The sequence below is a fragment of the Streptomyces violaceusniger Tu 4113 genome (assembly GCF_000147815.2).
GTDB lineage: Bacteria > Actinomycetota > Actinomycetes > Streptomycetales > Streptomycetaceae > Streptomyces > Streptomyces violaceusniger_A.
The window spans coordinates 9,056,686-9,076,930 of the sequence record NC_015957.1 but is presented as its reverse complement, the minus strand read 5'-3'; the positions used below and the strand labels follow the sequence as shown (position 1 = coordinate 9,076,930).

General features: G+C 70.0%; 18 protein-coding genes. 10 read left to right on the top strand and 8 right to left on the bottom strand.

What is annotated here, in order from left to right; genetic code table 11:
• The first annotated feature begins 279 nt into the window (after positions 1 to 279).
• Together STRVI_RS37480 and STRVI_RS37475 are read left to right on the top strand one after the other, a co-directional pair.
• Positions 280 to 885, top strand: coding sequence for a thioesterase II family protein (locus STRVI_RS37480; protein WP_251982818.1), 606 nt, complete (start codon positions 280 to 282; stop codon positions 883 to 885).
• A 70-nt stretch (positions 886 to 955) separates the two neighbouring features.
• Positions 956 to 2,365, top strand: a complete 1,410-nt coding sequence (locus tag STRVI_RS37475; RefSeq protein WP_014060773.1) for a class I adenylate-forming enzyme family protein — start codon at positions 956 to 958, stop codon at positions 2,363 to 2,365.
• Positions 2,366 to 2,434: 69 nt separating this feature from the next.
• Here STRVI_RS37475 and STRVI_RS37470 read toward each other — a convergent pair whose 3' ends face one another.
• Both STRVI_RS37470 and STRVI_RS37465 read right to left on the bottom strand, forming a co-directional pair.
• Positions 2,435 to 4,093: a flavin monoamine oxidase family protein gene (locus tag STRVI_RS37470; RefSeq protein ID WP_014060772.1), complete on the bottom strand. Its 1,659-nt coding sequence runs from the start codon at positions 4,091 to 4,093 to the stop codon at positions 2,435 to 2,437.
• 39 nt (positions 4,094 to 4,132) lie between these two features.
• On the bottom strand, positions 4,133 to 6,943 hold the full coding sequence (locus STRVI_RS37465) for a helix-turn-helix transcriptional regulator (protein ID WP_014060771.1): 2,811 nt from the start codon (positions 6,941 to 6,943) through the stop codon (positions 4,133 to 4,135).
• 579 nt (positions 6,944 to 7,522) lie between these two features.
• On the opposite strand from STRVI_RS37465, the gene STRVI_RS37460 reads away from it, so the two are divergent.
• Positions 7,523 to 8,623: a sulfotransferase gene (locus STRVI_RS37460; protein ID WP_078505540.1), complete on the top strand. Its 1,101-nt coding sequence runs from the start codon at positions 7,523 to 7,525 to the stop codon at positions 8,621 to 8,623.
• Positions 8,624 to 8,796: 173 nt separating this feature from the next.
• Positions 8,797 to 9,732 carry a LysR family transcriptional regulator gene (locus STRVI_RS37455; protein ID WP_043241119.1) on the top strand — a complete coding sequence of 312 codons (936 nt, stop codon included), beginning with the start codon at positions 8,797 to 8,799 and terminating at the stop codon, positions 9,730 to 9,732.
• A 150-nt stretch (positions 9,733 to 9,882) separates the two neighbouring features.
• On the opposite strand, the gene crcB (STRVI_RS37450) is transcribed toward STRVI_RS37455, so the two are convergent.
• The 4 genes from crcB (STRVI_RS37450) to STRVI_RS37435 form a co-directional block, all read right to left on the bottom strand.
• The gene (gene crcB / locus STRVI_RS37450) at positions 9,883 to 10,257 is read right to left on the bottom strand and encodes a fluoride efflux transporter CrcB (RefSeq protein ID WP_014060768.1); all 375 of its coding nucleotides are present in this window, start codon (positions 10,255 to 10,257) and stop codon (positions 9,883 to 9,885) included.
• A complete protein-coding gene (locus STRVI_RS37445) occupies positions 10,254 to 10,589 on the bottom strand; it encodes a DUF190 domain-containing protein (protein WP_014060767.1) in 336 nt (111 codons plus the stop codon). The genes crcB (STRVI_RS37450) and STRVI_RS37445 overlap by 4 nt, the downstream gene beginning before the upstream one ends.
• On the bottom strand, positions 10,586 to 11,092 hold the full coding sequence (crcB, locus tag STRVI_RS37440) for a fluoride efflux transporter CrcB (RefSeq protein WP_014060766.1): 507 nt from the start codon (positions 11,090 to 11,092) through the stop codon (positions 10,586 to 10,588). Before crcB (STRVI_RS37440) ends, STRVI_RS37445 begins: the two co-directional genes overlap by 4 nt.
• A 127-nt stretch (positions 11,093 to 11,219) precedes the next feature.
• Positions 11,220 to 12,251, bottom strand: coding sequence for a polyprenyl synthetase family protein (locus STRVI_RS37435; protein WP_014060765.1), 1,032 nt, complete (start codon positions 12,249 to 12,251; stop codon positions 11,220 to 11,222).
• A 169-nt stretch (positions 12,252 to 12,420) separates the two neighbouring features.
• On the opposite strand from STRVI_RS37435, the gene STRVI_RS37430 reads away from it, so the two are divergent.
• Positions 12,421 to 12,639 carry an MbtH family protein gene (locus STRVI_RS37430; protein ID WP_014060764.1) on the top strand — a complete coding sequence of 73 codons (219 nt, stop codon included), beginning with the start codon at positions 12,421 to 12,423 and terminating at the stop codon, positions 12,637 to 12,639.
• A 149-nt stretch (positions 12,640 to 12,788) separates the two neighbouring features.
• Positions 12,789 to 13,778 carry a zinc-dependent alcohol dehydrogenase family protein gene (locus tag STRVI_RS37425; RefSeq protein WP_043241116.1) on the top strand — a complete coding sequence of 330 codons (990 nt, stop codon included), beginning with the start codon at positions 12,789 to 12,791 and terminating at the stop codon, positions 13,776 to 13,778.
• A gap of 99 nt (positions 13,779 to 13,877) precedes the next feature.
• Here the strand turns inward: STRVI_RS37425 and STRVI_RS37420 are convergent, their stop codons facing one another.
• Positions 13,878 to 14,300: a hypothetical protein gene (locus STRVI_RS37420; protein WP_014060762.1), complete on the bottom strand. Its 423-nt coding sequence runs from the start codon at positions 14,298 to 14,300 to the stop codon at positions 13,878 to 13,880.
• Between the two features lie 178 nt (positions 14,301 to 14,478).
• On the opposite strand from STRVI_RS37420, the gene STRVI_RS37415 reads away from it, so the two are divergent.
• On the top strand, positions 14,479 to 14,949 hold the full coding sequence (locus tag STRVI_RS37415; RefSeq protein WP_043237153.1) for a cation:proton antiporter regulatory subunit: 471 nt from the start codon (positions 14,479 to 14,481) through the stop codon (positions 14,947 to 14,949).
• Positions 14,950 to 14,953: 4 nt separating this feature from the next.
• Complete coding sequence (locus STRVI_RS37410) at positions 14,954 to 16,249, top strand: cation:proton antiporter (protein WP_014060760.1); 1,296 nt, start codon at positions 14,954 to 14,956, stop codon at positions 16,247 to 16,249.
• Between the two features lie 56 nt (positions 16,250 to 16,305).
• Here STRVI_RS37410 and STRVI_RS37405 read toward each other — a convergent pair whose 3' ends face one another.
• Entirely contained in the window at positions 16,306 to 17,343 is a 1,038-nt protein-coding gene (locus STRVI_RS37405; protein ID WP_014060759.1) for a sporulation protein, read from the bottom strand.
• Between the two features lie 451 nt (positions 17,344 to 17,794).
• Between STRVI_RS37405 and STRVI_RS37400 the strand changes: the two genes are divergently transcribed.
• Positions 17,795 to 18,229: a hypothetical protein gene (locus STRVI_RS37400; RefSeq protein WP_014060758.1), complete on the top strand. Its 435-nt coding sequence runs from the start codon at positions 17,795 to 17,797 to the stop codon at positions 18,227 to 18,229.
• Positions 18,230 to 18,401: 172 nt separating this feature from the next.
• Complete coding sequence (gene ctaD, locus STRVI_RS37395) at positions 18,402 to 20,177, top strand: aa3-type cytochrome oxidase subunit I (RefSeq protein WP_014060757.1); 1,776 nt, start codon at positions 18,402 to 18,404, stop codon at positions 20,175 to 20,177.
• The last annotated feature ends 68 nt before the right edge of the window (positions 20,178 to 20,245 follow it).

Sequence of the window (20,245 nt, the reverse complement as noted above, 5' to 3'; positions counted from 1 at the left end):
GTGGCACGGGTGAGGGGGCCTTAGGGGGCGCCTGCTGTGTCCCGCTGTGTCCCGGGCCACGCCGGGATGGCGCGGTACCCGCATATAGCGCGTACCTCGAATAGCGGTTACTAGGGGTTGTGGGTCAGGAGAAGGGCTCATAGCCTCACGGAGTCAGCATCTCGGACGAGCGTGGTCGACGCGCCCCACCATCGCACTCGTGCCCGGCCCCTCAGTGCAATCGCGGGGATGTACTCCTTGAGCCAGATCAAGCCCGATGATGTGGGCCTTATTCGGATATTGCAAACGGAAACTCCGAGTAGTTTCCGGCTGATCTGTTTCCCGGAATCCGCCCACTCCACCGCGTACTACCTCTCGCTGTCCGAGCTTCTGCTGCCCACCGTCGAGGTGTTGGCGATCCAGTACCCCCTGTACGTGGGCGTCGACGACGACGAGCGGCTGACCGATTCGGCCGACCTCGCGGACCGGATCTTCGGTGCGCTGGGGGAGTGGATGGACCGCCCGCTGGCCTTCTTCGGCCACCGGGCCGGCGCCGACCTCGCCTACCGCGTCGCCGAGCGCCTGGAACGGGAGACCGGGACCGCGCTGCTGACCCTGTTCGTATCCGGCCGCACCGCGCACTGGGGCATGTCCCTGGGGCCCCCGGAGCTCGGCTGCCGGATCGTCGCCCTCGCCGGTGAGGGCGACCCCAAGACCCCGCTGCGCGGCGTACGGGCCTGGCGGCGGCGTACGAGCGGACGATTCGACCTCGAGGTGTTTCCCGGCGCCCGTTACTACCTCGACTCGAGCCGGAGAGAGGTCGTCAACCTGGTGCACGACCAGTTGCTCTCGTATGTCCCCGTCGACGCCGAGTGGGAGACCGGCTTCGAAGACCAGGGAGCCTAGGGGGGACCCGCCCAGGGCTGCCCGTATCTCCTGAGCGAACCCCTGAGCGAAAAGGAAAAGAGTACGTTCGATGACCGCGAAGATCTACGCGCTCGACTCGGTGCAGACCCTGGCCGACTTCGAGCTGGACGCGCTGCGCGTCGCCGATGTGATCCGCGAGCACGGGGTGACCCACGGCGACCGCGTCATCTTCAAGGCGGGCAACTCCGCCGCCTATGTGAGTGTGCTGTTCGCGCTCATGCACGTGGGAGCCTCCATCGTGCTGATCGACCAGCAGGAGCACCCGGACGAGACCCGGCGGATCGCCCAGCGCACCGGCGCCACGATCGCCTTCGTGGACGACGACGCCCCGATCCACGCCGACATCCGTACGGTGAACCTCTACGAACTGATCGCCCCGGCCGCCGGGCGCCCGCTTAACCCCCGGGAGCTGTCCTTCGACGCCTGGGCCGACCGCCGCGACGGCCTGATCATGTGGACCTCCGGCTCCACCGGCGAGCCCAAGGGCGCCGTCAAGTCCGGCCGTAAGTTCCTCACCAACCTGGAGCGCAACGCCGCCCAGGTCGGGCACCGGCCGGACGACGTGCTGCTGCCGCTGCTGCCCTTCGCCCACCAGTACGGGCTGTCCATGGTGCTCATCGCCTGGCTCACCCGCTGCTCGCTGGTGATCGCCCCGTACAAGCGCCTGGACCGGGCCGTGCAGATGGCCGGACGGACCGGCGCCACGGTGATCGACGCCACTCCGTCGAGCTACCGCACCATGCTCAACCTGGTCGGCCGGAAGCCGTCGCTGCGGGCGCAGTTGGAAGGCGTCCGGATGTTCTGCTCGGGCGCCGCGCCGCTCGACGGCGCGCTCTCCGAGCGCTATGTGGCCGAGTTCGGCCTGCCGTTGCTGGACAGCTACGGCAGCACCGAGCTGGGCAACATAGCCTTCGCCACCCTGGAGAACCCGGTCTCCTGCGGCCGGGCCATGGAGGGCATCAAGCTGCGCGTCATCGACGAGGACGGCCACCCGGCCGCCCCCGGCGAGGCCGGCGAGATCGAGGTCGACACCCCGGACGCGCTCGAGGGCCATCTCGCCGAGGACGGCACCATCGACGCCGTGCCCACCGGCTGGCAGACCACCGGCGACCTCGGTTACCTCGACGCCGACGACAACCTCTTCGTCCTCGGGCGGAAGTTCGCGGTGCACCGCTCCGGCTACACGCTCCACCCCGAGCTGATCGAGCGGAAGGCCGCCCTCGCCGAGATCTCCACCCGGATCGTGCCGCTCCCCGACGAGCGCCGGGCCGGCGACACCCAGTTGGTCTTCTTCGTGGAGGACGACGAGCTGCGGGACGCCAAGCACTGGCGGGAGCGGCTGTGCCAGGTGCTCCCGCTCTACGAACAGCCCAACCGGGTCGAGGTGCTGGAGAGCTTCCCGCTCAACCGCAACGGCAAGCCGGACAAGCGCCGGCTCGAGCAGATCGCCCAGGGCTGAGACATGACAGGGGGAGCCGACGGCGCGCGTCGGCTCCCCTTGTGTGCTGTATGCGTACGGCCGTGGCCGTCAGTCGTACGGAAGCTCCAGCGGCGCGAAGGTGTCGAAGAGATCACCGGGGCCCGGATTGTCCGGATGCGTGGTGCCGCCGAGGTGGTGGAGCACCCCCCACACCGCGTTCAGCGCCGTGGTCACCGCTCCCTCGGCGAACCCGGCCGTCCAGGAGACATCGTCCCCGCACAGGAAGAAGCCCTGCTGCGCCGGATCCATCCCGTCCTGCATGAACTGGGTGAACAGCCGCCGCTGATAGCGGTAGTGGCCGGGCAGATTGTTCTTGAAGGCCCCCATGAAACGGGGCTCGGTCTCCCAGGTGACGGTGAGCGGCCCCGCGATGATGTGCGACCGGATGTCCACATCCGGATAGATCGCGGCCAGCTTGGTCAGCAGCGTCTCCAGCCGCTCCTCGGCCGAGAGCGTGGCGACCTTCAGCGAGTCGTCGTTCCAGGTGTACGACAGGCACATGACCCCGGGCCGGTCGGGCCCGTCGTCGAACAGATAGACCCCGCGCGGCATCCGGTCGGTGAGCGTCATGCTCATCACGTCGTGGCCGGTCGCCGGGTCGGCGTCCCGCCAGAACGGCCGGTCGACCAGGACGAACAGCTTGGACGCGCCCATGTAGTGGGTGCGCTCCACCGCCGTCCACAGCGGAGTGGACAGCAGCGACGGATCGCAGTCGACCCGGTTCAGCAGCGTCCACACATGCGGGCTGTAGACCACCGCGGGGAACTCGCGCTCCTCGCCGCTCTCGTCCGTCACCCGGACGCCGTCGGCGGTCCGCCGCAGCCGGGTGACCGCGGGGCGGGGCCGGCCGCCGTGCAGCGAGGCCAGCGAGGTGCCTCGCGGCCAGTGGGCGAGCGTCTCGGGCTGGTGCTCCCACAGCCCGTTCGGCACCTGGGAGGAGCCGCCGACTATGCCCACCTGGTTGTCGTCGGCCTCGGTGACCACGACGCGCAGGATCTCCAGCACCGAGTTGGGGAAGTCGGTGTCCCAGCCGCCGGTGCCGAAGCCCACCTGGCCGAAGATCTCCCGGTGGCGGAACGACTGGAAGGCGGAAGAGGTGGCGAGGAAGCCGTAGAAGGACTGGTCGTCGAACTCCTTGACCAGCGCGTTCCATATGGTCTTCAGCGTGGTGGCGTCCCGCCGCTGGATGGCGTCCCGCAGCGTGGCCAGGTCGGCGCGCTCCTGGAGCGCCTTGTCCCACGCGTCGGCGACCTCCTGGTAGACCCCCGGAAGCTCGTCGGCGGTGCGCGCCCGGTCCTGGCCGCCGTTCAGGTCGATCAGCGTGCTCGCGGTGGCCGGTGCCAAAGGATTAGGGAAAGGATGAGTGGACAGGCCCAGCAGATCGATGTAATGGAACAGCGACCGGGCGGAGACCGGAAAGCGCATCGCGCCCATCTCCGCCTTGTATTCCGGATTCCCGGGGAAGGGCGTGGACCGCATCCGGCCGCCCAGTTGCTCCGCTTCATAAAGAACTGGGGAAAGCCCTAGTCGTAGAAGCTCATGGGCCGCGGTCAGTCCGGACATGCCGCCGCCGATGACGGCGACTTCGGTCCCGTGCATCGCAGCAGGCAGGGAGCCCAAACCGGCTGGATGGGACAGCCACCTGTCATAGGAATAGGGGAAATCCGGCACGAGCATGGTCGTGGCGGACGCGGTAGCGCACGTCATGGCATCAACCTCTTGGGGCCGAGTGGCATCGCGGGGATATCAGGCGGTGTAAGCGACATCGAAATCCAGGCTCGCGGGCAGTTCTCGGCGCTGGCTGATGTTGATCTTCCGGTAGACGCGGGTCAAGTGTTGTTCCACCGTGGAGATCGTGATGTAGAGCTTAGCGGCGATCTCCCGGTTGGTGTAGCCGGAAGCTGCTAGTGCTGCGACCCGGCTCTCGGCATCGGAGAGTTCGGAAAAGGCGGCCGTATCCTCTCCGGTTCGGGTCGCTTCCGACAGGGCCGAACGGGCCGGAGTGCGCTGCAGCGAACGGGACAACTCCTCGGCGCCGCAGCTATCCGCGAGCCGCAGGGCCCGGCGGGTCATCAGCCGGCTGGTGTCCAGATCGCCGAGCAGCTTGTGCGCCTCCGCCAGATCCGCCAGCGCCCGCGCCATCTCGTACCAGCCGCCGCTCGCCTGAAGCACCCCCACCGCCTGCTGCAGCAGCGCGATCCGCTCGTTCGGCGGCCGGGTGGCGGCCAGGACCCGCAGCGCGGCGCCCCGGGTGCGGGACGAGGACTCCCCGGCCAGCTCCAACTGCTCCTCCGCCAGCCGCGCCGCCCGCTCCTGGCCGCCCAGGGTCAGCCAGGTCTCGGCGGCGCCGAGCCGCCAGGTCAGGGTGGCGGGCGAGTCCAGGCCCCAGGCGGCCATCTTCTCGCCGCAGGCACGGAAGTCGGTGAGGGCCGCGTGCTGCCGGCCGGTGGCCAGTTGATGCCGGGCCCGTGCGTAGAGGTAGTGCAGCCCGAAGCGGTTCCGGTACATCTCCTCCGGCACCGGGCGGGCGAGCAGTTCGGCCGCCGCGTCGTGGTTGCCCATGGCGGTGTGCGCGTTGATCAGCATCCCGAGCGGCATGCCGACGGTGACCCCCCAGCCGCGCGCCGGAAGCTCCTCCAGTGCCCGCTCCGCGTACCGGACCGTGTCCCGCAACCGTCCGACGCGCAGCGAGATCTGGGCCCGCAGCACACAGAAGTAGGCCAGCAGCGCCTTGGCGCCGCGCTCCGAGGTCTCCTCGATCAGCCGGTCGCACCAACTGGTGGCGGTGGCGTGGCGGTCCGCGTACACCAGCGTCTGCAGCGCGGCGTGCACCGTCAGCATCGTCCGGTCGGAGAGCCGGACGGTCTCCAGCACCCGCTCGGCGGCCCGCACGGCGCGCTCGTCGACACCGCGGCTCAGCACGGTCCGCAGCGCCCGGAACGCGGTGAGCTGGGGCGACTCCGGGGACTGGCCAGGCGACAGCGGGCCGATGTCCCAGGGGCCGTCGCACTCCTCCTGGTCCAGGAAGGGCCGCAGTTCGGGGTGGTCGGGGTAGGTGGAGGACAGCGCGAGCCGGATGGCGCGCAGCGCGGTGTCGAGATCGGTGCCCGGGTGCTCGGCGGCGGCCCGGCTGACCTGCTCCAGCGCGGCGGCCGCCTCGCCCATCCGCCCCAGCCCCAGCAGCCCGATGATGACCGGGATGGTCTGCGGCGCGGGCAGCAGCCCGCTGCCGGCCGGACCGGCCAGCGCCTGCAGCCGCCGCATCTGGGACAGCGGGTTGAACGGCCACATGGCCTGCACCATCGTGGCCTGGAGCTGCAGCGCCTCGCGCTCGTCGGTGCTGTACCGGTCGGCCATCTGCAGGCAGTTCATGGCGAGTTCCCTGCGGTCCGCGGCGATGGCGTGCACGGCCGCGTCGCACAGTGCCTGCGAGATCCACTCCTCGACCGGCCCGGGCACCTCGTGGCTGAGCAGATGGCGGGCCACGTCGACGGGGTCGGCGCCCTCCTCGTACAGCAGCCGGGCGGCGCGCAGGTGCAGCGGGCCGAGCTCGTGCAGCTCCAGATCGTCCAGCAGCACGGTGCGCACCGCGTCGCTGCGGAACCGCCCGCCGTGCAGGATGCCCACCTCGGTGAGCAGCCCGACGGACTGCCGGACCAGCCGCTCCTCGACCTCGATCAGCCCGCTCAGCAGGGGAACGGACGTGGCGTCACCCAGCAGCGCGACCCCGTGGGCCACCCGGCGATGGGCCGGGCCGCCGCGGTACACGCAGGACAGCGCCGCCTGCCGGAACAGCTCCCCGGCCACCGGGGCGTCCGTTCCGGGCGCGGGGTCGAGGGGGCCGCGGGTGAGGCGGGAGAACCTGTCGTCCAGGAGACCGCGCAGCAGCAGCAGATTGCCGCCGGTCATCTCGTGGTACGCGGCGGCGTGGCGCCCGGCCTCCGCGGTGCCCAACTCCTGGGTCAGCAGCGTGGAGACGCCCGCGACGGTGAGCGGGGCGAGCCGGACATGGCACACCTTCGGCTCGTGCAGCAGCTCGTCCAGGGCCGTGGCGGCGGGGCCGGTCAGCGACCCGCGGCTGACCACGACGGACAGCGCCTCCGAGCGGCAGCGGCGGATGCCGTACGCCAGGCAGCGCAGCGACGCAAGGTCGGCGAACTGGACGTCGTCGATGGCGATCAGCAGGGGGGCGTCCCCGGTCAGCTCGTCGAGCGTGCGGTGGAAGTCCTGGAGCAGCGGGAGTTCGGCCTCGATGGGGCCGTGCGGGTTCCGGAGCGCTTCGAGGCCCGGCCGCGGCCGGGAGGGCTGCAGATGGGCCGGCATGCCCTGGTAGAGCTGCTCGAGCACGGCATACGGGAACTTCTGCTCCGAGGCGGAGGCGACCGCGGGCAGCACCCGGACGCCGCGTCCACCCGCCGTGTCCGCCATGGTGTGCAGCAGTGCGGTCTTTCCCGACGTAACGGCGCCGCTGATCACGGCGAGCCGGCTTCCCTCGCGGGCGCCCTCGAAGAGGAGCCGATTGAGCCGGGCTATCTCCTGATCGCGCTCCACCAACACGTACGAAACACCTTCCCCGATTTAACGTATGCGCAGGGGTCTTGAAAGCGAATCACCGTGCATGGCGCACCTGGTAATGCATCGTCCCCCGAGTCGAAAATACCGCGCCGCTGTTGTGCCCCAGGTCCCTTCCGTTGTTGACACCCTGTGCGGCGGTATGGCTGCTCTGTGTCATGTCGCGTCTTCTTCCGCCCCTCCCGGCCGGGTTGGGCATGCCAGCCCAGGATCAGGGGTATGGGGCGGATGCGCACTCTAGCAGTGCTGTTGGTAGGAAAAGATGACCGTCTCGTCACGGGAGAAACTGTTCGATTATGGTTTCGCCCCCGTAACCGAGTTGTGAAGCCGCACGTCGACTCTCACATCGCGGTTCGCCGCTGGTGGCTGGGGGTTGCCAGAGGTAACACCCCTGTCGGATGTGAAAGTTGCGCAAAAGTGTCGGAAACCAGCGAACCTTGAGTTCGTCCCCTCGCATCCCGTTGTGTGTGTTTCCCCTGTTCCATGGTCGTAGCCATCGTCGCCCCAGGCGTCCATTAGCATCGCCGCGGCCGCCGAATGGGCTGTGGTGTGTCATGGGCCACTATGGGAACGGCTACTAGGGGAACAGCTAGTTGTCCGAGAAAACGGGAGGAAGTGCGCGTGGTCAACCAGAAGTTGACATTTGTCGTCGGCACCGGCCGGTGCGGTTCGACGGCTCTGTCTCAGGTCATCAATATTCATCCGGATGTTCTCAGCATCAATGAATTGTTCGCCAGCATTCCCGATGCGGAGATGCTGGACGAGGCTCCGCTGAGCGGCCCGGAGTTCTGGGGATATCTGTCCCGGCCCAATGTGATCACCAATAGCATGATCAGAAATGGCGCCACTCCGCCCGAGTTCCTCTACCACAAGCTGCCCAAGCGGCGGTTCGACGCGGAGACCACCGGTATTCCGGCCATCAGCGTCATGGTGCTGCCCCATCTGACCGACGATCCCGACGCGCTCTTCGACGAGTTGGAGTCCGAGGTCACCTCCTGGCCCACCCGCCGTCCGGCAGATCACTGGACGGCCCTTTTCGCTTCCCTCGGCGCACGGTTCGGCAACCCCGGTGCCGTCGTCGAGCGGACCGGCCTGTCCATCGGCCGCGTGCCGGAGATGCACCGCGCCTTCCCCGAGGCGCGCTTCGTGCACCTCTACCGCGAGGGCCCCGACTGTGCCGTCTCCATGAGCCGCCACTTCAGCTTCCGGATGATCCCGATGCTGTGGGAGATGGCCATGCACCTCGGTCTGGAGACCCCGCAGCACCTGACGCCGCAGCACGCGGCCCAGCTCCCACCCGACCTGGCGCCGCTGCTGAGTGACCGCTACGACCCGGCACTGGTGATGGAGCGTCCCATCCCGCTCAGCGCGTTCGGCACTCTGTGGTCCGAGACCATCGTCGACGGTCTGCGGAAGCTGGACGACGTCCCGGCGGAGCAGCGCACCGCGCTGTCGTACGAGACCCTGCTGGAGGAGCCGGAGAAGGAACTGATCCGGCTCGCCGAGTTCATCGGGGTGGAAGCGCACCGCACCTGGCTGGACGCGTCCATCGCCCACCTCGACGGCGGCCGGCCCGGCGCGGCGCGGAAGCTGCCCGAGGCGGAGCTCACCCCGCTGCTCGAATCCTGTAGCCCGGGCACGCGGGCGCTGGCCGCCCACCAGTAGGGCGCGCGTCGTCACCCGGCGACGGCCGCTCACCCCGAGGCCGGTCGCCGGGTGGCGCCCTGCTGCCTTGTCCTGGTTCCCCGGGGACGGCTACGTGGCCTGGCCCATATGTCCTGGGCACGCTGTGGTCACGCGTCCATAGCCCGTCCATGGCCGGTGCCTATCATCGTGGTGTGCAGTTGCATCAGCTGCGTTATTTCGCCACCGTCGCGGAGACCCGGCACTTCACCCGCGCCGCGGAGCTTCTGCATGTCGCCCAGCCCTCGCTGTCCCAGCAGATCCGCGCCCTGGAGCGGGAGCTGGGGGCCGATCTCTTCCACCGGGCGCGCGGCAATATCGCGCTCACCGACGCCGGAGAGGCACTGCTCCCGCTGGCCCGCCAGATCCTCGCCGACGCCGAGACCGCGCACCGCGAGGTCCAGGAGGTCGCGCAGTTGCGCCGCGGCCGGGTGCGGCTGGGGGCCACGCCGAGCCTGTGCGCCAGCTTCGTCCCGGATGTGCTGCGCCGCTTCCATGACGAGTTCCCGGGCATCGAGCTGATCGTGGACGAGGGCGGTTCCCAGGACCTGGTCCGCACGCTCTCCGCGGGCGAGCTGGACCTCGCGCTGATCATCACCCCGCTGCCCGGACAGGCCTCCGCCCTCGCCGCCACCGAGCTGTTGCGGGAGGAGCTGGTGGTGGCCTCCTCGCCCGCGTCCCCACCCCCCACCCGGCGTCGGCGGATCCTGGTGGAGGATCTGCGGGACCGGCCGATGGTGATGTTCCGGCGCGGCTACGACCTGCGCGAATTCACCACGGCGGTCTGCCGGGCGGCCGGGTTCGAGCCGTCCTTCACGGTCGAGGGCGGCGAGATGGACGCGGTGCTGGGCTTCGTACGGGCCGGGCTCGGCATCGCCGTACTGCCGGGGATGGTGGCGGCCCGGTCCGGGCTGCGGATCACGCCGTTCGCGGGCCACGATATGCAGCGCACCATCGCCGTCGCCCACCGTAAGGACGTCGCGCCGCCCCGGGCCGCGCGGGAGCTGCGCCGGGTGATGCTGGAGCATCTGCGGACGGCGGCCGCGGGGGAGTTCGGCCTGCCGCCGAACACGACGCGACTGCTGCCGTAGCTGTGTCGGTGCGGGGGTGCGGGGGTGCGGGGGTGCGGGGGTGCGGGGGTGCGGGGGTGCGGACGGTAACGCCGGTGCGAACCGTAAGGCTGCTGCGAGCCGTGTGCCATGGGGCGGGGCGACCGTAAGGCCGCCGCGGGGGTCGTGCCGTCAGCCCCAGATCGCGTGGGCCAGCGCCGCACCCGCGAAGGCGGCGCCCACCCCGGCCGCCAGGCTCAGCACGACATTCGCCACGGCGAAGAGCCGGGCGCCCTCCTCGGTCAGCCGCAGGGTCTCGTACGTGAACGTCGAGTACGTCGTCAGCGCCCCGCACAGCCCCGTGCCCAGCAGCAGTTGCGCCCGCTGGGACGCCGCCCCCTCCGTCGCCGCGCCGGTCAGCAGGCCCAGCACCAGACAGCCCACCACATTGACCATGAACGTGCCCCAGGGGAACACCGAGTCGTGCCGTTCCTGCACCGCGCGGTCGGTCAGATAGCGCAGCGGGGCACCGACCATCCCGCCCGCGATCACCAGCAGCCAGTTCACCGGGCTCGGCCCCGTGGGTGCACGATCTCGACCGGATCGACCACCACGAGGCCGTCACCCACGATCTCCTCCAGCTCGGGCAGGAAGGACCGCACCCGCTCCGCCGTATCGATCATCACGATGGCCATGGGCAAATCCTCGCCGAGCGACAGCAGCCGCGAGGTGTGGATCAGGGACGAGGAGCCGTACCCCTCGATGCCGCGGAACACGCTCGCACCCGCGAGCCCCGCACGATGCGCGCGGTGCACGATCTCGGCGGACAGCGGTCTGCGATGCCAGGTGTCGTTCTCGCCGATGAAGACGGTCAGCCGCAGCGCGGGCTCGCCGGTCACCGGGCCGCCCTCCCGCCGGGCCCGCCGCCGTACGCGCCCAGCACGCGCCGGGTCGCTGCCACGGCCGCCCATATGGCCGCCATCGCCACCACGAGCGTCCCCGCCAGATAGGCGAAGGCGACGGCGAAACGGCCGTCCTGGACCAGCCGGGTGAAGTCCACGGCATACGTCGAGAAGGTGGTGAAGCCGCCGAGCACACCGGTGCCGAAGAAGGGCCGTACCAGCCGGTGGGCCGTCCACATCTCAATGATCAGCACCAGGAAGACGCCGATGACCGCGCAGCCGACGGCGTTGACCAGCAGGGTCGTCCAGGGGAAGGCGCCGGACGGGGTCGGCCACAGCAGCGACGCCCCGTAGCGTGCCGTCGCCCCGAGCGCGCCGCCCACCGCCACCACGCCCACCACGGGGCCCTGCCCCCGCCAGGGATGATGCCGGGCGGGCGGGGCCGGGCCGGTGTCGGGGTCGATGGGCTCGTCCACCACATCCGACCGTGAGCTGCCCATAGGGATCAGGCTACGTCGTGACGGCGACACCGGCCGACTGGGGAGGACGGTGGAAACGGCCCTGGGAGGACGGTGGAAACGGCCCTGGGAGGACGACGCGGACGTACGAGGACGGTACGGGAGCCGGTCAGTGATCCCGGCGCGCGACGAAGTCGCACAGCGCGTGCAGAACCCGCGTCGCCGGCCCGTCCGGCAGTCCGTTCACCGCGGTCCTGGCGCGCAGCAGCCGGGCGTGCATCACCGTCCGCGCCTCCGCCAGCGCCCCGCAGCGGTGCAGCAGCGCGACGGCCCTCGGCAGCCCGGCGCCCTCCGGGCCCGCGGCGGCGGCGGTCAGCAGGGTGCGCAACTCACCCGCCTCCGGCCGCTCGTCGGCCAGTGCCAGCAGCACCGGGAGGCTGGCCACGCCGATCGCGAGATCCTTGCCCTGTTCCTTGCCGGAGACCTCGGAGGTGGAGGTGATGTCGAGGATGTCGTCGGATATCTGGAAGGCGATTCCCAGATGTTCTCCGTATTCGGCGAGCGCCTGGACGGCAGGCTCCGGGGCGCCCGTCCGGACCGCCCCGAGCTGCAGCGCCATGGCGATGAGCGAGGCCGACTTCCCGGCCACCACGGTGAAGTAGTGGGAGAGCGGATCGTCGTCGTCCGAGGGGCCGACGAGTTCCCGTATCTGGCCCATGATCAGCCGATTGGTGACCTTGGACTGCAACCGGATGGCTTCCGGGCCGAGTTCCGCGGCGAGCTGGGCGGCCTTCGACAGCAGCCAATTGCCCGCGAGTACGGCGGTGGTGTTGCCCCAGCGGGCGTTGACGCTGGGAACCCCGCGCCGGGTGCGGGCCTGGTCCATGACGTCGTCGTGGTAGAGCGAGGCGACATGCACCAGCTCGGCCAGGGTGGCGGCCCGCACGGCGGCGGAGGGATCGCGGTCGCCGAACTCGGCGCCGACCAGCGCCAGAAGCGGGCGCAGCCGCTTTCCGCCGTTGCCGAAGAGATGTCCGGCGACTTCCGCGACCCAAGGGTCCCGGGCCTCGGTGGCGAGAGCGCGCAACTGCTCCTCCGAGGCGTCCATCCCGCGTTCCAGACGGGTCGTGAGCGCGGGGTCGCCGGTGGTGAGCTCCATGGCCATGGAGCCTCTGGACTCGGTTGTGGCGGACGCGACCATGCCGCGGACCGTAGGCGAGGGACACACCGGAACACCGAATTCCGTCAGGAAGGTGCCATTTCCGTATCCCAGGCTTTTTCCCAGGGCCCTCGGGAGCCCCTCGGCGGGTGCCCGCTCCGGCCGGTACCGTCAAGCCTGTCGACGCCGATCGCCAGCGAGGAGAACAGCGATGAGCAACCCCTTCGAGAACCCCGACGGCCGCTATTTGGTGCTCGTCAACGAGGAGGGGCAGCACTCCCTGTGGCCGGCCTTCGCCGAGGTCCCCGCGGGCTGGACGGTCGCCCACGGCGAGGACGACCGCCAGGCGTGCCTGGACTACGTCAACGAGCACTGGACCGATATGCGGCCCAAGAGCCTGATCACCGCGATGGACGGCACCTCGGCCTGACCGCACCCGCACTCGGTTGGCAGTTTCCGGCCGTATCTCTTCCCTTTTGGCGCCGCATGGCCTGAACGCGTGCCTTACGGTCGCGACGGGCCCCACGGCGTTACGTTGACGGTGTGACGACGGACGCGAACGCCGACCTCCCGGCGACCATGCGGGCATGGGTGGTCCCCGCCCCGGGCCGGATCGAGCAGGTGGAGCTGCCGGTGCCACGACCGGCGGAGGACGAACTGCTGATCCGGGTCCGGGCCTGCGGGGTGTGCCGCACCGATCTGCACGTCCGCGACGGCGATCTGCCCCCGCACCGCAGCCCCGTCGTCCCCGGCCACGAGGCCGTCGGCGAGGTCGTCGCGGCGGGCTCGCGGGCGCACGGCCCCGGCCCCGGAGTCCGGCTCGGCGTCCCCTGGCTGCGGCGCACCTGCGGCCACTGCCGCTACTGCCTCCGGGGCCAGGAGAACCTGTGCCCGTCCTCGGAGTACACCGGCTGGGACGCGGACGGCGGCTACGCCGAGTACGTCACCGTACCGGCGGCCTACGCCTATGAGCTGCCCTCCGGATACACCGACGAGGAGCTCGCCCCGCTGCTGTGCGCCGGCATCATCGGCTACCGCGCCCTGCGCCGGGCCGACCTGCCGCCGGGCGGCCGGCTCGGCATCTACGGCTTCGGCGGCTCCGCCCACCTCACCGCCCAGGTGGCCATCGACCAGGGCGCCGTCGTCCACGTCCTGACCCGCTCACCCGCCGCCCAGACCCTCGCCCTGGAACTCGGTGCCGCCTCCGCGAACGACTCCTACGACCGCCCGCCCGAGCCCCTCGACGCCGCCATCCTCTTCGCCCCGGTCGGCCAACTGGTCCCGGTCGCCCTGGAGGCCCTGGACGCCGGCGGCACGCTGAGCATCGCCGGGATCTACCTCTCGGACATCCCGTCCCTCGACTACGACCGCCATCTCTTCCGCGAACGCACCATGCGCAGCGTCACCGCCAACACCCGCGAGGACGGGCGCGAATTCCTTGCCGCGGCCGCCGAGGACCGCATCAGCGCCACGGTCACGCCCTACCCCTTCGACCGGGCGGACGCCGCCCTCGACGACCTCGCCGCCGACCGCGTCAACGGGGTGGCGGTCCTGACGATGCCGCAGTAGCGCGAGGGATCGGGCACTACGCCCCTGGGATCTCTACGACCATGGAACCGGTCGTCGCCTGGCGCCTGGCGCCTCTACGACCATGCACCGGTCGTTCGCTCACTCCGGCGGCCCCGGCCGGCGGCCGAGCGGGGAGATACGGCGGTATCCCGCCCGGGCGTTGACGATACGGGCGAGCGCGGTGCCCGCGACGGCCGCCGCCAGCAGGCAGGCGAGCCAGCCGGCGTCGCGGTCGCCCGTCCAGGAGAGCCGGCCCGCGGGCGGAATGGCGAAGCCGTTGAGGAACAGCCAGCACAGCGCCGCCGTACCGGGCGCGGCGACGAAACGCGCGCACAGCCCCAGCAGGGCGGCCAGCAGCGACAGCCCGATCAGGGCGAACACCGGGCGGCCGTGGCCGCCGAGGAAGTTCAGGGTCGCCACCAGCACCAGCGCACCGAGGAAGGCCCCACCCCAGATGACGGGCGTGGCGACCGGATCGGGAACCGGCCTGATGCCTGTGCTGAGCCGCCTCCACTCAATCATGGGCACCATCCTCCCCTGGGCGCCATCCTCCTCGCCTGTCGATGGCCACCCCACCTTTACGCGGTCGGCATCGTCCCATCGTGCCCTCGCCCACCGGCCCTCATTACCAATTCTTTGCCATTCGTTAGGGTGGCACGAGACTCGAGCGACGAGAGGGATGATTGTGGGCGCTCCGCGGATGAGCAGTACGCCATTGCCCGGCATCGGGGTTCGCTACGACCTGACGACACGAGAAAACGGGCTGCTGTCGGTCATCGCGCACCGCGACGGAGACCGGACGCTGAGTGCGTACCGGGAGGAGGATCCCGATGAGTGCGCCCTGTCCACCAGGCTGACCGCGGGGGAAGCGGAGGCGCTGGTCGGGGTCCTGATGCCGAGCCATCACAGCCCGAATCTGCTGTCCACGACCGAGCTGGGGCTGGTGGCCGAGCGGGTCGAGCTGTCGTCCACGTCGTACTGGAACGGGCGGGTGCTGGGCGAGACGCGGATGCGGACCGAGACCGGCGTCTCGATCGTGGCCGTGCTGCGCAGGGCGGAGGCGATCCCCTCCCCGACCCCCGACTTCCGGCTGGCCGGTGGGGACGAGCTGATCGTGATCGGTACCCGCGAGGGCGTGGAGTCGGCCGCGGCGATACTCGGACGGGTGTAAGCCCATGCATTCGTCTGCCGTCTTTCTGATCGAGTTCGGTGCGGTCATCCTGGGCCTCGGGCTGCTGGGGCGGCTGGCCGGACGGCTTCAGTTCTCCCCGATCCCGCTGTATCTGCTGGCCGGACTGGCCTTCGGCGAGGGCGGGCTGCTGCCGCTGGGGACGAGCGAGGAGTTCGTCGCGACCGGCGCCGAGATCGGCGTCATCCTGCTGCTGCTGATGCTCGGCCTGGAGTACACCGCCAGCGATCTGGTCAGCAACCTGAAGACCCAGTACCGGGCCGGGCTCGTCGACGCGGTGCTCAACGCACTGCCCGGCGCCGTCATGGCCCTGCTGCTGGGATGGGGACCGGTGGCCGCCGTGGTGCTGGCCGGTGTCACCTGGATCTCCTCCTCCGGTGTCATCGCCAAGGTCCTCGGCGATCTGGGCCGGCTCGGCAACCGCGAGACCCCGGTGATCCTGAGCATCCTGGTCCTCGAAGACCTGGCGATGGCCGTCTATCTGCCGATCGTCACCGCCCTGCTGGCCGGTGCGGGCCTGGCGGCGGGCAGCGTCACCCTGGCCATCGCCCTCGGTGCGGCCGGTCTGGTGCTGTTCCTGGCCGTCCGCTACGGCCGGCACATCTCCCGCTTCGTCTCCAGCGACGACCCCGAGAAGCTGCTGCTGGTGGTGCTCGGGCTGACGCTGCTGGTGGCGGGGATCGCCCAGCAGCTTCAGGTGTCGGCGGCCGTCGGCGCGTTCCTGGTGGGCATCGCCCTGTCCGGCGAGGTCGCCGAGGGCACCCATCATCTGCTCAGCCCGCTGCGGGATCTGTTCGCCGCCGTCTTCTTCGTCTTCTTCGGCCTGCACACGGATCCGGCCAGCATCCCCCCGGTGCTGCTGCCCGCCATGACGCTTGCCATCCTCACCGCCAGTACGAAGATCGCCACCGGCTACTGGGCGGCGCGGCGGGCCGGGATCTCCGAACGGGGCCGCTGGCGGGCCGGCGGCACGCTGGTGGCCCGGGGCGAGTTCTCGATCGTCATCGCGGGCCTCGCCGTCACCGCCGGTATCGAACCCTCGCTGGGCCCGCTGGCCACGGCGTACGTCCTGATCCTGGTCGTCCTCGGCCCGCTCACCGCCCGCTGGACGGAGCCCGTCGCCCGGCGGGTCACGGCCCGGCTGGCGGCGCGCCGCGAGGCCGCTGCGGCGAAGGCGGTCGAGGGCGGGGTCGAGGCCGGGGTCGAGAACGGGGGCGATCGCGTGGCGGAGGAGCCGCGGGAGACGTTGGACGACCCCGATGCCGTGGGGCGCCGTTCATAACCGTTCGCCGATGCGTACAGGGGGCCGCGGGGAGATCCGCGGCCCTTCCGTGCGTCTCAGCCCTGGTCCGCTTCCTCGTGCCCTGAGTCCCTCACGTCTTTCAAGCCCCCTGAGCCTTCTAAACCGGCTAAGTCTCCTAACCCCTCTAAGTTCCCTAACGCGTCGCCGAGACCGGCCGCGACCATGCCGCCGCCCGCGGCCCCGGCCGCCGTACCGGCCGAGATGCCCGAGGCGATCGCCCCGGGGCGGGGCGGGTGGGCGGCGCGGTCCTCGATGAGCGCCTGGATCCAGGAGTCGACCTCAGCGGTCCAGTCGCGATGATCAAGGCCCTCATGGCTCACGGTGTGACGTCCCATGGCGGCACGGCCACCGGGGAGGCGCTTGCCGGAGGAGGCCACGCCGGAGAAGGGCCCGCCGCGGGAGGCCACGCCGGAGAAGGGCCTGCCGCGCTTGTCGGCCTCCAGGACGACCTCCATGCCGTCCGGGCCGGTGAGAAGGGCCAGCGCGACTTCGTTCATGTCGTGGATGTACCGCGGGGCGGGGGTGAGCTCGATCTCCTGGTGGAAGGGGAGCGTCTGCCCGGCGCCGGCGATATGGCCGCGCCGCAGATCGGCGGCGACGAGGCCGAAGCCGAGCCGCCCCAGCGCCCCCAGCACGGCTTCCTGGACCGGCAGCGGGCGCACGATCAGCTCTTCCGGATCGCTGTGGTCCTTCGCGCCCGCCGACGCGAGCTCGATCCGGAAGCCCAGGACGACGCCCAGCGGCTGCCCGGACAGCTCGGTGAGCGGGGTTTCCCACGGTATGTGAAGGGTGAACGGAACGTCTCTGTGCTCTCGTGTGTCGAGCCGGAACCCCCCGCTGAGCCGGAGGCGGTCGAAGACCACGCCGCCCGCGCCCTCCTCGCCGCCGTCCCCGGCCTCGACCCTGGCGACCAGCTCCAGTGCGAGGTGCTCGATATCGCAGGCCCGGCCTCCGCCCCGGAGCCGCACATGCCCCCGTACCACCCCACCGGGGCGCACCGGCCTCCGGTCCAGGACCGTGTCCACGACGGGTCCGCCGACCCCGAGCGAGCCGAGCACTCGTTTGAACACCATCGCGGCGTCCACTCCTTCACTGTCACTGGGTTCGTTCTCTGTTCCGTGGGGGCATGCGTGGAACGAATGGGAAGGTAAAGGGATTCCCATGTATACCTTCTGGGATGGCAAAACCGGCCGGGGGTGGTGCGGCCCCGACCGTCAGCGTCCGCGACGGCCCAGCTCAGACGTCCTTCAGCGGGCCCCTCGTCCGGTCGAACACTTTTCGGGATGCGTTCGGCCGTACCCGACGCCACCCTTCCGGGTGACCCGGATCGGGCGGGGAAAACGGTCCGCTTCCACCAACGCCCGCCCAGGGAGAGCCAGCTGATTGGGTCCTCCGGTCACGGGTAACCGGGGCTGGACCCTGGGCGCACGCGGGCAGGTGCCGTGCGGAGAGTGGAGTATGTCCGCATAGGCGGGTGCCCGCGGGGCGCCTGCTCATCCTCACCCCGGAGGACGGGAGGAACCGATGTCACGTGTGCGACGGGTGCGATCGGCGCTGCTCAGCGCCGCGGCGATCGTCGTGAGCGCGGGGATCCGGCGTTGGCGGCACAGGCCGTCGCGGATGGCCCGGCTGGCCGACGCCCAGAACGGCGACCGATGGCAGACGGTCACCGTCAACCGGCCACCCACGGACGTATGGGCCGAGGCGCTGCCGGAGCCGCTGAAGCGCTACGGAGACCGGCTGGAGATCCGGATCCGCCCGGCGCCCGGGAACTGCGGGACCGAGCTGGCGGCGCGGACGAAGGAACAGCCCTCGCGGCTCGCCATCGCCCTGCCGGGCAGGCTGGCCGGTCAGGACCCCCGCCCGGAGGTACGCCGCGCCCTGCGCGAGGCGAAGTCCCAGTTGGAGGGCGGCACGGGCAAAGCCGTAAGGGCGGCACGTACAAAGCCACAGCCGTAAGAGTGGCACATATAAAACGAACGTAGCTGTGTCCGACGAAGGACCTCTACGGCGAGTCGGGTCCGAAACGCCGTCCCGCTTCGGGTAATGGTGGGCGAATCAATACAACGTATTCGTCGGCCGGTGCCGCCGGCCGCCCCCACATGCATCCTGCCGAGGAGCGGACACGGACATGGCGACGACAACCAAGCCCGAATTTCAGGCTCCCGCCGAACCCACCAAACTCGGCAGCGTCGTGGTCGACTGGCTCACCACCACGGACCATAAGAAAATCGGACACCTGTACTTGGTGACGGCGTTCGGTTTCTTTCTCATCGGCGGCCTGCTGGCCATGGTCATGCGGGCCGAACTCGCCCGGCCCGGACTGCAATTGGTCAGTCCCGAGCAGTACAACCAGGCTTTCACCCTGCACGGCACGCTGATGCTGCTGTTCTTCGCCACGCCGGTCTTCGCCGGATTCGCCAACGAGATCATGCCGCTGCAGATCGGCGCCCCGGATGTCGCCTTCCCCCGGCTGAACATGTTCTCGTACTGGCTCTTCGCCTTCGGCGGGCTGATCGTGATCGGCAGTCTGCTCACCCCCGGCGGCGCGGCCGACTTCGGCTGGACGGCCTATACGCCGCTCAGCAGCAAGGTACGCACACCGGGCGTGGGCGGCGACATGTGGGTGATGGGCCTCGCCCTCTCCGGCTTCGGGACGATCCTGGGGGCCGTCAACTTCATCACGACCATCGTGTGCATGCGCGCCCCGGGAATGACGATGTTCCGCCTCCCCATCTTCACCTGGAACATCCTCTTCACCTCGATCCTTGTGCTGCTCGCCTTCCCGGTCCTGGCCGCCGCCCTGCTGGTGCTGGAGGCGGACCGTAAATTCGGCGCGGTCGTCTTCGAGGGGGCCAACGGCGGGCCGGTGCTCTGGCAGCACCTCTTCTGGTTCTTCGGCCACCCCGAGGTCTACATCATCGCCCTGCCGTTCTTCGGCATCATCACCGACATCATTCCGGTCTTTTCCCGCAAGGTCATCTTCGGCTATATGGGTCTGGTGGGCGCCACCATCGCCATCACCGGCCTCTCCGCGACGGTGTGGGCCCACCATATGTTCGCCACCGGAGCGGTGCTCCTGCCGTTCTTCTCCTTTATGACGTTCCTCATCGCGGTGCCGACCGGGGTGAAGTTCTTCAACTGGATCGGAACCATGTGGCGTGGCTCCCTCTCCTTCGAGACGCCGATGCTGTGGGCCATCGGCTTCCTGGTCACCTTCCTGTTCGGCGGGCTGACCGGGGTGATCCTCGCCTCGCCTCCGATGGATTTCGAGGTCCACGACAGCTATTTCGTCGTCGCCCATTTCCACTACGTGGTCTTCGGCACGGTGGTCTTCGCGATGTTCGCCGGATTCTATTTCTGGTGGCCCAAGTTCACCGGCACGATGCTCGATGAACGCCTCGGCAAGATCCACTTCTGGACCCTGTTCGTCGGCTTCCACACGACCTTTCTGGTGCACCACTGGCTGGGCGCCATGGGCATGCCGCGCCGCTATGCCGACTATCTGGCCGCCGACGGCTTCACCGCGCTGAACACGGTCTCCACCATCGGCTCCTTCCTCCTGGGCCTGTCCACCCTGCCGTTCGTCTACAACGTGTGGAAAACCGGGAAGTACGGAAAGCGGGTCGAGGTCGACGACCCCTGGGGATGGGGCCGCTCCCTGGAATGGGCCACCTCATGCCCCCCGCCCCGGCACAACTTCCTCACCCTGCCGAAGATCCGCTCCGAATCCCCGGCCTTCGACCTCCACCACCCCGAGGTCGTTCCCCACGAGGTGCCCACGGCCAACAGGCCACCCCTCTCCGAGGCGATGGGCGCTCCGGTGGACCTCGGCACCAAGGAAGAGCGCACCGACGGCGGGCCCGGCCCCGAAACAGGCGGGGATACCGGGGACCGCAAGGACTGACCCCCTCTCGGGGCCGGGTCCGGGGCAAGTCGCGCAGTATCGCATCCAGCCGGAAACGCGTACTATCG

Excerpts from the sequence above, each read along its gene's own strand:
- STRVI_RS37475 (WP_014060773.1), top strand. The coding sequence starts at position 956 with ATGACCGCGAAGATCTACGCGCTCGACTCGGTGCAGACCCTGGCCGAC.
- STRVI_RS37470 (WP_014060772.1), bottom strand. The coding sequence starts at position 4,093 with ATGACGTGCGCTACCGCGTCCGCCACGACCATGCTCGTGCCGGATTTC.
- STRVI_RS37460 (WP_078505540.1), top strand. The coding sequence starts at position 7,523 with ATGGGAACGGCTACTAGGGGAACAGCTAGTTGTCCGAGAAAACGGGAG.
- crcB (WP_014060766.1), bottom strand. The coding sequence starts at position 11,092 with ATGGGCAGCTCACGGTCGGATGTGGTGGACGAGCCCATCGACCCCGAC.
- STRVI_RS37435 (WP_014060765.1), bottom strand. The coding sequence starts at position 12,251 with ATGGTCGCGTCCGCCACAACCGAGTCCAGAGGCTCCATGGCCATGGAG.
- STRVI_RS37430 (WP_014060764.1), top strand. The coding sequence starts at position 12,421 with ATGAGCAACCCCTTCGAGAACCCCGACGGCCGCTATTTGGTGCTCGTC.
- STRVI_RS37425 (WP_043241116.1), top strand. The coding sequence starts at position 12,789 with ATGCGGGCATGGGTGGTCCCCGCCCCGGGCCGGATCGAGCAGGTGGAG.
- STRVI_RS37420 (WP_014060762.1), bottom strand. The coding sequence starts at position 14,300 with ATGATTGAGTGGAGGCGGCTCAGCACAGGCATCAGGCCGGTTCCCGAT.
- STRVI_RS37415 (WP_043237153.1), top strand. The coding sequence starts at position 14,479 with ATGAGCAGTACGCCATTGCCCGGCATCGGGGTTCGCTACGACCTGACG.
- STRVI_RS37410 (WP_014060760.1), top strand. The coding sequence starts at position 14,954 with ATGCATTCGTCTGCCGTCTTTCTGATCGAGTTCGGTGCGGTCATCCTG.
- STRVI_RS37405 (WP_014060759.1), bottom strand. The coding sequence starts at position 17,343 with ATGGTGTTCAAACGAGTGCTCGGCTCGCTCGGGGTCGGCGGACCCGTC.
- STRVI_RS37400 (WP_014060758.1), top strand. The coding sequence starts at position 17,795 with ATGTCACGTGTGCGACGGGTGCGATCGGCGCTGCTCAGCGCCGCGGCG.
- ctaD (WP_014060757.1), top strand. The coding sequence starts at position 18,402 with ATGGCGACGACAACCAAGCCCGAATTTCAGGCTCCCGCCGAACCCACC.